The sequence below is a fragment of the Levilactobacillus suantsaii genome, assembly GCF_004115745.1.
Classification (GTDB): Bacteria; Bacillota; Bacilli; order Lactobacillales; family Lactobacillaceae; genus Levilactobacillus; species Levilactobacillus suantsaii.
The window spans coordinates 52112-62731 of sequence record NZ_QXIL01000013.1; the positions used below are offsets into that span (position 1 = coordinate 52112).

General features: G+C 46.2%; 6 protein-coding genes and 2 pseudogenes. 4 read left to right on the top strand and 4 right to left on the bottom strand.

Annotated elements, in window-relative coordinates; all coding sequences use genetic code 11:
• Positions 1-416 precede the first annotated feature (416 nt).
• Entirely contained in the window at positions 417-2876 is a 2460-nt protein-coding gene (locus tag DXH47_RS07540) for a phosphoketolase family protein (protein ID WP_129032750.1), read from the top strand.
• Between the two features lie 350 nt (positions 2877-3226).
• A complete protein-coding gene (locus tag DXH47_RS07545; protein WP_129032751.1) occupies positions 3227-3742 on the top strand; it encodes a hypothetical protein in 516 nt (171 codons plus the stop codon).
• A 267-nt stretch (positions 3743-4009) separates the two neighbouring features.
• Here the strand turns inward: DXH47_RS07545 and DXH47_RS07550 are convergent.
• Together DXH47_RS07550 and DXH47_RS07555 are read right to left on the bottom strand one after the other, a co-directional pair.
• Positions 4010-4240, bottom strand: a pseudogene (locus tag DXH47_RS07550) (transposase); the annotation flags it as partial.
• Between the two features lie 163 nt (positions 4241-4403).
• On the bottom strand, positions 4404-5357 hold the full coding sequence (locus DXH47_RS07555; RefSeq protein ID WP_129032753.1) for an NADP-dependent oxidoreductase: 954 nt from the start codon (positions 5355-5357) through the stop codon (positions 4404-4406).
• Positions 5358-6046: 689 nt separating this feature from the next.
• Here DXH47_RS07555 and DXH47_RS07560 point away from each other — a divergent pair.
• Both DXH47_RS07560 and DXH47_RS07565 read left to right on the top strand, forming a co-directional pair.
• Positions 6047-7690, top strand: a complete 1644-nt coding sequence (locus DXH47_RS07560; protein WP_129032754.1) for a malolactic enzyme — start codon at positions 6047-6049, stop codon at positions 7688-7690.
• A gap of 62 nt (positions 7691-7752) precedes the next feature.
• Positions 7753-8724 carry an AEC family transporter gene (locus DXH47_RS07565; protein ID WP_129032755.1) on the top strand — a complete coding sequence of 324 codons (972 nt, stop codon included), beginning with the start codon at positions 7753-7755 and terminating at the stop codon, positions 8722-8724.
• Positions 8725-8895: 171 nt separating this feature from the next.
• Here DXH47_RS07565 and DXH47_RS12140 read toward each other — a convergent pair.
• Positions 8896-8997: pseudogene (locus DXH47_RS12140) on the bottom strand (IS30 family transposase); the annotation flags it as partial.
• Between the two features lie 118 nt (positions 8998-9115).
• Positions 9116-10444 (bottom strand): Nramp family divalent metal transporter, encoded by a 1329-nt coding sequence (locus DXH47_RS07570; RefSeq protein ID WP_129032757.1) that lies wholly within the window; start codon positions 10442-10444, stop codon positions 9116-9118.
• Positions 10445-10620 lie beyond the last annotated feature (176 nt).

Genomic DNA, 10620 nt, shown 5'->3' on the forward strand with positions numbered 1-10620 from the left:
GGTTCCGTTTTTTGGGTAATGGTAAAAACGAACATTCAGTTAGTTGGATAGGTGGCCGAACATTCAGTGGGGGAGCAGTAAACGGAGTGGGATGGGCTTAAGCTGGTGTGCCCCGAACCTAAAATAAATTTAATTTTTAACCGTTTTCGCGTTTGTGCAACATCTTCGCGAAACAGGGCGTAAACTCAGCGTTGGGGCGAACGCGGGCTTGTAACCGATTGCGTCTAACGGCCGGGGAGACCGTGACCAATAAAATTTGGATCGTTAAATCCAAAAATTGGACCGTATCAATTTTAAAAATAGTTGACTTTTTCGCAAAAGTCCGTATGATGAAAGAATGTTCAATTAATGTCGGCGGATTCTTTCGACGACATTGTAATATTGATGCTAGTTAGTCAACGAAGGAGTGTAAATTCATGGCAGTAGATTTCGATTCCAAGTCCTACTTGGAAAAAGTTGACGCTTGGTGGCGTGCAACGACCTATCTTTCTGGTGGGATGATTTTCTTGAAAGACAACCCACTGTTTTCTGTTACCAACACACCAATCAAAAAAGAGGACGTTAAGGTTAAGCCTATCGGACACTGGGGAACCATTTCCGGTCAAACGTTCTTATACGCACATGCGAACCGTCTGATCAACAAGTACGGTTTGAACATGTTCTATATCGGTGGCCCAGGTCACGGTGGCCAAGTTATGGTCACGAACTCTTACTTGGATGGCACTTACACGGATGCTTTCCCAGAAATCACCCAGGACCTTGCCGGGATGGCAAAATTATACAAGCGGTTCTCCTTCCCAGGTGGAATTGGCTCGCATATGACGGCCCAAACCCCAGGTTCCTTGCATGAAGGTGGGGAATTAGGTTACTCCCTGTCCCACGCTACGGGTGCCGTTTTAGATAACCCAGACCAAATCGCCTTTACGGTTGTTGGTGATGGGGAAATGGAAACTGGCCCGGCCATGACGGCGTGGAACTCCATCAAGTTCTTGAACCCTAAGAACGACGGTGCTGTTTTACCAATCTTAGATTTGAACGGGTTCAAGATTTCCAACCCAACGCTCTTCTCCCGGATGGACGATGAACACATCACGAAGTTCTTTGAAGGCTTAGGCTGGTCACCACGGTTCATCGAAAACGATGATATCCATGACTACATGACTTATCACGAAAAGGCAGCGGCCGTCTTCGACCAAGCCATCGCTGATATTCAACAAATCCAAAAAGACGCCCGTGAAAACGGTAAGTACGAAGACGGCGAAATCGCCCCGTGGCCAGTTGTTGTGGCCCGCTTACCAAAGGGTTGGGGTGGCCCAACGCACAACCCAGCCGGCGAACCAATCGAAAACTCATTCCGGGCCCACCAAGTTCCGCTTGGCTTATCCCAGAACAACTTCGACGAATTACCAGAATTCGAAGCTTGGATGAACTCATACAAGCCTGCTGAATTATTCAACACCGATGGAACCTTGAAGGCTGAAGTCGCTGACTTTGCGCCTAAGGGTGACAAGCGGATGGCTGCTAACCCAATCGCCAATGGTGGTCGGCGTCGTGGCGAAAAGCCAACGTTGTTAGACTTACCAGACTGGAAGAGCTACGCCAACGACATTACCGCTGATAACCGTGGGACGAACTTGCCAGATGGCAACCAAAACATGGATATGAACGTCTTGTCGAAATTCTTCGCTGGCGTGGCCACGAAGAACCCATCATCCTTCCGGGTATTTGGCCCAGATGAAACCATGTCCAACCGGCTTTGGGAAATGTTCAAGATTACCAACCGTCAGTGGGAAAGCAAGGTCAAGGAACCAAATGACCAATACGAAGCCCCTGAAGGCCGGATCTTGGATGCTCAATTGTCCGAACACCAAGCAGAAGGCTGGTTAGAAGCTTACACCTTGACTGGTCGTCAAGGGATCTTCGCTTCTTACGAATCCTTCTTGCGGGTCGTGGACTCCATGATCACCCAACACTTCAAGTGGATCCGTCAGGCTGCTGACGAACCATGGCACAATGATTACCCATCATTGAACCTGATTTCCACTTCGACTGTGTTCCAACAAGACCACAACGGTTACACCCACCAAGATCCAGGTATCTTGACCCACTTAGCCGAAAAGAAATCCGACTTCGTGCGTCAATACCTGCCAGCCGATGCCAACTCATTATTGGCTGTCTTTGACCGGGCCTTCAAGGACCGGCAAAAGGTTAACCACATCGTGGCTTCCAAGCAACCACGGCAACAATGGTTCTCCGTTGATGAAGCCGAAGAATTGGCCACTGAAGGTATCAAGACGATCGACTGGGCTTCCACCGTTGCTGAAGGCGAAGATGCTGATATCGTCTTTGCTTCCGCTGGTGTTGAACCAACGATCGAAACCTTGGCTGCCGTTGACTTGATCAACGACGCCTTCCCAGCCGTTAAGATGCGTTACGTCAACGTGGTTGAATTAGGTCGTCTGCAAAGCAAGAACGGTCAATTGAACTCCGAACGGGCCTTGTCTGATGCCAAGTTCAGCGCATTGTTCGGTGCTTCTGGCACGCCAGTTGTCTTTGGCTTCCACGGCTACGAAGACTTAATCGAATCCATGTTCTACGAACGTCAACACTTAGGTTTACACGTGCATGGTTACCGTGAAGATGGTGACATCACCACGGCTTACGACATGCGGGTATACTCCGAGCTTGACCGGTTCCACCAAGCTAAGGATGCTGTTAGCGTCTTAGTGAACAAGGGTGTGATTGACGAAGCCGCTGCGAAGGCCTTCGACAAGAAGATGGATGACATCTTAGCTAAGCACTTTAAGGTTACGCGTGACGAAGGTCATGATATTGAAGAATTCACGAAGTGGCAATGGACGCCATTGAAGAAGTAGTCTTCAATCAAAAACTAAAGTACCGTAATGCGGACAGCTTGCTGTCATAGGTTGCGGTCATTGGACCAGGACTCCCAATGGGGGTCCTGGTTTTTGTGTCATGAAGTGACTATAGAAAAGGTGCGTCGAAAATCGAATGATCTTCGGCGCACCTTTTTGATTTGTAGCTGAGGCTCTTTGTCAATCAGTGTTGCTAAGCTTTAATTAAGTATTCGCGTCAACCAATCCCGTGATTTCAATCATGGGATTGGTTGACGCGAATACTAATACAGTGATTGACATTTACTAAGCTAGCGTGTAGTTTGACAGATGGTTGATTTTTTCTAATACATAAACGCGAGGAGCTTTACATGACAAAACATAGCAAGATTATTACTTTGTTGGCAACTGGCGCAGTGGCTTTATCAATTAGTGGTACAGCATCATACGCGCTTGGACCAATAGTAGCAAATGCGGATACTGTTGAAAATACAGCGGCCAATACCGTGAACAAAGAGTTGAGTATGGCTATTTCGCGGGTTACTCCTATTGACGTAAATGTGGCGCAAGTCGATATGGATAATGCAGAAATGTTACAACGATACAAACTTATCGATCCAATTGGCTACAGTAAAATTCCACAACCGTATATTAAAAGCCTGCTTATGGAAAATTTACTTGACCAAGGTACAACTAAATATATTAAGGAGAAACACGGTCACTATCGAATTTATATAAATAGTGCAATTGTTAAGGGGATTAAAGCTGGCTACTTGGCTGTTGCTGTTGGTTCAGCAATTGCCAGTGCAATTAGTTCTGTTCCGTCTAATCGTGGGGCATGGTTTGAGTTTAGCAAATCAGGACTAGTTAAAATGGGTAAGCAATGAATATGTCAATCAAAAGATGGATTATCTTACTGAGCATATGGTGTGTTTTATCTGCGATTTTTTTATATTGGCATGTTACGTCTATCGTTATTGGATGTACCATAGGCTGTGGACTGTATATCTACAAAGTTATCTCAAGAAAGTAAGCTATTTGAGACTTTAGGCTTCAATCCCATGTAGGGTGAGAGACCAATCCCTGATTGCTTGTCTTATTTTCATTAGCTCTTTGTCAACCAGTGTTGATGAGGAGTGCTACTGGAATCCAATTCACTTTCGAGTTGGGTTCCTTTTCTTTAGTCTGATTTTGAATTCAAGTTGAATGTGGTAACTAAAACTTTGCCAATTACGATAACCATCTGCTGTTCGCTTAATCTGTTTTATGTTGCGATTTATCCCTTCAATTGGGCCATTTGAGAGTGAACTATTAGGCATATTCTTGATTAACTGACGGTTCCTGATAAGCATTTTAAGCATCGACTCAAGCTGAGGACTGATGTTTTAAGTGTTCTTAAGACTAGGGTTTAAAGCAGTATCATCCCGTTTGTTTGTAGTACACGGGCAGTGGCCTTTTTTTCGCCTCGCAACTAAAAATGGTGTTGATGACTTTTGTCCATCAACACCAAATATCAAAGAGCCGCAATTGTTCTAACGGTTTAAATGATTAATCAGCATTCTTTTCGGGGTCAACATCAATGACCAGTTTGCCAGCACTATGGCTAGTCTCACTGTGGCGGTGGGCGTCCCGTAGGCCTGCCGTGGTGAACGGAAAGACCTGATCGATGATGACGCGTAATTGACCGGCGACGACCATGTCACCTAAAATGGCCAACTCGCGACCGTTCGGTAGGAGCCACCAACTCGACACGTCTGGGCCCTGAGCCTTTTGAGCGTCGGTGGGGGCGCCGTCGATGGTGACCAAACGACCGGTGGGTTTCAACACGGCGATGCCGTCGTCAATGGCGTTAATGGTGTCGAACACCGCGTCGTAGTCGTGGAGCACGTCGGTAATCTTGGTGTCGTGGTAGTCAATGATGTGGTCGGCGCCAATCGACTTTAACAGATCGTGGTGGTCGGCACTGGCCGTCGTGGTGACCTCAGCGCCAAGCGCCTTGGCAATTTGAATGGCGTTGAGGCCGACACCACCAGCGCCGGCCTGAATCAAGACCTTTTCACCGGCTTGGACCTTCAAACGGTCATGGATAACTTGGTAGGCAGTTAGGCCGGCTAGTGGCATGGCAGCCGCTTGTTCGAAGGAGAGTTCGGCGGGCTTATGGGCCAGCTTGTCTTCCTTCACCGCGGCAAACTCGGCGTAGGTGCCGCGCCGGCCATCGGCATAGATGTCGGGGCGCGCAAATACGTCGTCGCCGACCTTAAAGTCGTGAATCTTCGCGCCGACTTTGACAATGGTTCCGGCAAGGTCCCAACCCAGGACCACGGGAAAATCCCAATCGAATTGAGACTTTAACAACCCTTGACGCGCTTTCCAGTCGATCGGGTTAATGCTGGTGGCGGCTACCGCGACCAAGACCTCGTCATCGGCAATCTCGGGTTGCGGTAAGGTCGTCATGTGTAACTCGTCGGGACTACCGTATTGATCAATAATTACTGCTTGCATGCTCAGCAGACCTCCTTGAAATCGATACCTCAGCTTAGCATTTTGGGTGGGGGAAACCAATTATTTGGTTTGTGACTCGGCTGTGAGTCGTTAACGGATTAATTAAATGCGATGGTGTGTGAGAGAGTGAGATAAAGGTTGCGGGCACATCGGACCTCGTGATTCGACAAGTTAGCGGGCTGATTAGTTGCTTTTTGAAATCGTTTCCCGTAGACTACGCTGTGACCAATCAATTACCGTATAAATAATTGTGCGGCACCATATTGTTCGCCGGACCTAGGGGCCAGTGAATTACAAATAATCGCTCGAAAGTCGACTATGAAAGCGATTTTAAGCGCTGACTGATTTAAATTAGGCCAGCAAGTTTATCTGTTATTTTTTGTAAGGGGGTCATTTATCACGAAGTGTAACTATTTTGGGCCAACTTTTCCCCAGCTTACTTGCGGTAACCAGTGAATTGGGGCAAAAGTGCGCACGCAACTTTAAAAAAACTTGAGAAATTTGTTTATGAGAATATGAGAGCAACCACATGTTAAAACAAAACCGTTGTCCTGACAGTCTTTATAAAGATAATATAAAAAACATTTATGTTATATAAGCTAATTGACTATAAATTTCTTTAGCGCGTACAGTAGCATTTGTCGTTAATTAAACCTTATAAAAAATAAGTAATTGGAGGTCATTTCAAAATGAACCAACATGCAGATCACATTCTGAACAATCCATTTCTTAACAAAGGAACAGCCTTTACTAAGGAAGAACGGCAACAGTTAGGCTTGACCGGGACCTTACCCGCTCATGTCCAAACCATTGACGAACAAACTGACCAAGCTTACGCACAATTCCAAAGCAAGACCAGCGATTTAGAAAAGCGTCTCTTCTTGATGACGCTCTTCAACGAAAACCGGACGTTATTCTTCCACTTGATGGATGAACACGTCGTGGAATTCATGCCAATCGTGTACGACCCAACGGTTGCTGATTCCATCGAACAATACAGTGAGTTATTCACGGACCCGCAAGGCACGGCCTACGTTTCTGTTGATGACCCAGACAGCATCGAAGATACTTTACGTAACGCCGCTAACGGCCGCGATATTCGCTTGCTGGTTGTGACTGACGCCGAAGGAATCCTCGGTATGGGTGACTGGGGTGTCAACGGGGCCGACATCGCCGTCGGGAAACTGATGGTCTACACGGCTGCGGCTGGAATCGACCCAGCTCAAGTCTTGCCTGTCAGCATCGACGCTGGGACCAACAACCAAAAACTACTCGATGACCCGTTGTACTTGGGGAACCGTCACGAACGTGTTTACGGTGACAAGTACTACGCCGCTATCGACAAGTTCGTTGAAGCGGAACAAAAGTTGTTCCCGAAGGCCTTACTCCACTGGGAAGACTTCGGTCGTTCCAACGCCAAGGTCATCTTGGACAAGTACCAAGACAAACTCCCAACCTTCAACGATGATATCCAGGGGACTGGGATGGTCGTTCTGGCCGGTATCTTAGGTGGCTTGAACATCACCAACGAAGATATCAAGGACCAGAAGTTCGTGATCTTCGGTTCCGGGACTGCCGGCATGGGAATCGCGAGCCAAATCTTAGACGAACTCAAGCGTTCGGGCTTAGATGACGCCGATGCGCGCAAGCACTTCTACCCAGTCGACAAGCAAGGCTTGCTCTTCACCGACACGCCGGACTTGACCGCTGCACAAAAGGAATTTGCCCGTGACCGGGCCGACTTTGACAACCCTGATGACTTGACCACGTTAGCGGCCGTTGTTAAAGCTGTCCACCCAACGGTCATGATTGGGACTTCCACGCAACCAGGCGCCTTCAGCGAAGACCTGGTCAAGGACATGGCGGCCCACACCGAGCGGCCAATGATCTTCCCATTGTCGAACCCAACCAAGTTGGCTGAAGCGAAAGCCGAAGACCTCTTGAAGTGGACTGACGGCAAGGCCTTGATTGCCACTGGGATTCCAGTTAAGGACATCGACTACAACGGCACGACCTATCACATCGGCCAAGGCAACAATGCCTTGATGTACCCTGGGTTAGGCTTTGGGTTGATTGCCTCAACGGCTAAGGTCTTAAACGGTGAAACCTTGTCGGCGGCTTGCCATGCCTTAGGTGGCTTGGTCGATGCCAGCCAACCAGGTGCGGCCGTCTTACCACCAGTTGATGACCTGACGGACTTCTCCCAGCACATCGCGGAAGTTGTCGCCCAAAGTGTTGTCGATCAAAAGTTAAACCAAGAACCAATTGAAGACGTCAAGCAAGCCGTTGCTGACTTGAAATGGATGCCAGAGTACCACTCACTGACTGACTAGGCAAGCCGGTCGGCGATAAGAGAGAGAACAAGAGAATAGATTAGAAAAGAGGGACATCACCTGTGGCTGTTTTGTGGAACTCCATTCAAAGTGTCTTAGTCGTCGTCCTCATTATGATTTTAGGCTACGTCCTACGACGACAAGGCTGGTTTGATGATAAGTTTGGAGGTACCATCTCCAAATTCATTAAAAATATCGCACTGCCCGCATCGATTTTCGTCTCGGTGCTGAGCCGCTTAACGCGGGGCCAATTGGCTTCATTTTCCGGGTACCTGGTTTACGGGTTCCTGTCCGTCATCATTGGTTACCTGATTGCGTTCCTCTTGGTCCGGATCTTAAAGGTTCGGCCCGGACGGAAGGGTATCTTTATCAACGCCTTGGTCAACGCCAACACGATTTTCATCGGGTTACCGTTGAACATCGCGTTGTTCGGGAACAAGAGTATGACGTACTTCCTGGTTTACTATATCGTGAACACGGTCTCGACTTGGGCCTTTGGGGTCTTCTTGATTTCCAACGACGACCCAACCAAGCCCAAGCATTCCGGGAATAATAAGATTGATTGGAAGAAATTGCTACCAATGCCGTTAGTTGGGTTCTTGGTTGCGTTGGTCTTCCTGTTACTCAACATTCCGATCCTGAATGTCAGCTTCATTGATTCGACGCTGACTTACGTGGGGGACTTGGTTACGCCATTGTCCTTGATTTATATCGGGATTGTCTTAGCCGATGCTGGTCTGAAGAGTATCCACTTCGACCGGGATACGATTGTGGCCCTCTTGGGTCGGTTCATCTTAGCACCAGCGATCATGGTGGGAATCATCATTGCCGCCAAGAACTTTGGCGCAACGATTCCTTCCTTAGCTTCGCAAACCTTGATTGTGCAAGCCGCAACGCCAATGTTGGCCGTGCTGCCAATCTTAGCTAACGAAGCCCACGGTGACGTGGAATACGCCACGAACATTGTGACGACCAGTACGGTACTGTTCATCGTGGTCGTACCAATCTTGATGAGTTTGATTCAATTTATGTAAGACGCCCAGCTTAGTTTCGGTGTGAGCTTAACCAATTTATTGGACCGGCAAAACTCCTAAATCGTCTCATGACCGAAACTAGACCATGATGGGTAACCACATCTAAATGATAACCACACAACGCCCCGGCGACTTCAGTGTCAGACTGAAGTCGCCGGGGCGTTGTTTAGGTCTAATCGACATTCCTTGCTTATGAAGTACTTCAATCTGGCCTCGTTCATCAAAGGGGAGTTATTGATAGTGGGTAGGCGTAGTATTCTTAAATTGGGTCATGAAAATTCCTTTCTTACTTTGTTTAGTCGCTTATAAGAAGAGGTCTTCATAACCTTTTTGCTAGATCTTGTGGTCTAGTTGACTAGTGTTGCACTTCGATTTTAAATCGGGGCCCATGTCAAAAAATCTGAATAATTAAATATATATTTAAGAGAATTAGGATACTTGTTACCGTCCATGCAGAAATTTTTACCCAAGTGGGATTGACAAATCTCTTACCCATTAACCCTGTACTATTAGTCAATTTGACAAGTGGAATAACGGCGAAAGGAAGTGCAATACTCAGAAAGACTTGGGAAAAGGTCAATAGTGATTCAAGCTTAGCTTCATTTCCATGAAAGTAAATGGCGAACGCCAATACTGGCGTTACTGATAGTAAGCGTGTTATTAACCTTTGTGCCCATAAAGGCATCTTTAATCTAATAAAGCCCTCCATGATAACCTGGCCTGCCAAAGTTCCAGTAATTGTTGAACTTTGACCTGACGATAATAGAGCAACCGCAAACAACATACTTAAAAATGGGCTAGCTATTGAGCCAACAACTTGTTTGTCGCTCAATGCATTAAATAGATCAACAAAATGCCCTAGATTACTGTCTTTACCATAGAAAAGGGCAGCGCCCAAAATTAATAATAAGCAGTTTACAATAAATGCAATTATTAATTGGGTATTGGAGTCAATCGTACTAAATTTCAATGCCTTTGCTATGTCGTTATCATTTTTCCGATCAACTTTTCGAGTTTGTGAAATGGAAGACCCTAAATATAAATCATGTGGCATAACCGTTGCCCCCACGATTCCTAATGACAGATACAACATGGAATGATTTTTTAAAATTTTCATTTGTGGAACTAAGCCTGTCAATACACCTAAGGGATCTGGTTTTGAAAGAAAAACTTCATACATGAACACTAATAATATGACTAATACAAGCGTGGCAACTATTACTTCAATCTTCCGAAAACCAAGCTTCATTAGAATTAAAAGGAGCAAAACATCTGTAGCAGTTATTAAAATACCGACAACTAATGGAATTCTAAACAACAACTCTAACGCTATTCCGGATCCGATTATTTCCGCAACATCAGTTGCCATAATAGCCAGCTCAGCAATAATCCACAAAATGATTCCAGCTGACTTAGATGTCTTCTCTCGTGTCAGCTGCGCCAGGTCCTTGCCAGTCACAATTCCAAGTTTTGCAGACATAACTTGCAGTAACATGGCAATCAAACTTGACAATAATACTACAGACAATAATGCATATTTATATTTCGCTCCTCCAGCAATGGACGTGATCCAATTACCGGGGTCCATGTATCCGACCGTTATCAACGTACCTGGGCCCATATATGCAGCCATTGTCTTCCAAAAACCTGCGTTTTTTGGTACATGGATGCTACCATTTATTTCATCTAAGCTTTTATTTTCCTTATTTACGAAGTTCATATCTATGTCCTCTTTTCTTTGTACAGAAATTTGGCTTTTCGCATAGAAATTCCCCAACCCAAATTGCAAGAACAAATTAGCCACACGACAAATCCTATTAAATCAGTATTTTCATTAATATTCATATTTTATGGACTTAACTTAACCGGCGGAAGCAGCGGAGAAAAGCTCTTTGG

What these genes read in the sequence shown, in the direction of transcription:
- DXH47_RS07555 (WP_129032753.1), bottom strand. Translation starts at nt 5,357, where the DNA reads ATGCAAGCAGTAATTATTGATCAATACGGTAGTCCCGACGAGTTACAC.
- DXH47_RS07560 (WP_129032754.1), top strand. Translation starts at nt 6,047, where the DNA reads ATGAACCAACATGCAGATCACATTCTGAACAATCCATTTCTTAACAAA.
- DXH47_RS07545 (WP_129032751.1), top strand. Translation starts at nt 3,227, where the DNA reads ATGACAAAACATAGCAAGATTATTACTTTGTTGGCAACTGGCGCAGTG.
- DXH47_RS07540 (WP_129032750.1), top strand. Translation starts at nt 417, where the DNA reads ATGGCAGTAGATTTCGATTCCAAGTCCTACTTGGAAAAAGTTGACGCT.
- DXH47_RS07570 (WP_129032757.1), bottom strand. Translation starts at nt 10,444, where the DNA reads ATGAACTTCGTAAATAAGGAAAATAAAAGCTTAGATGAAATAAATGGT.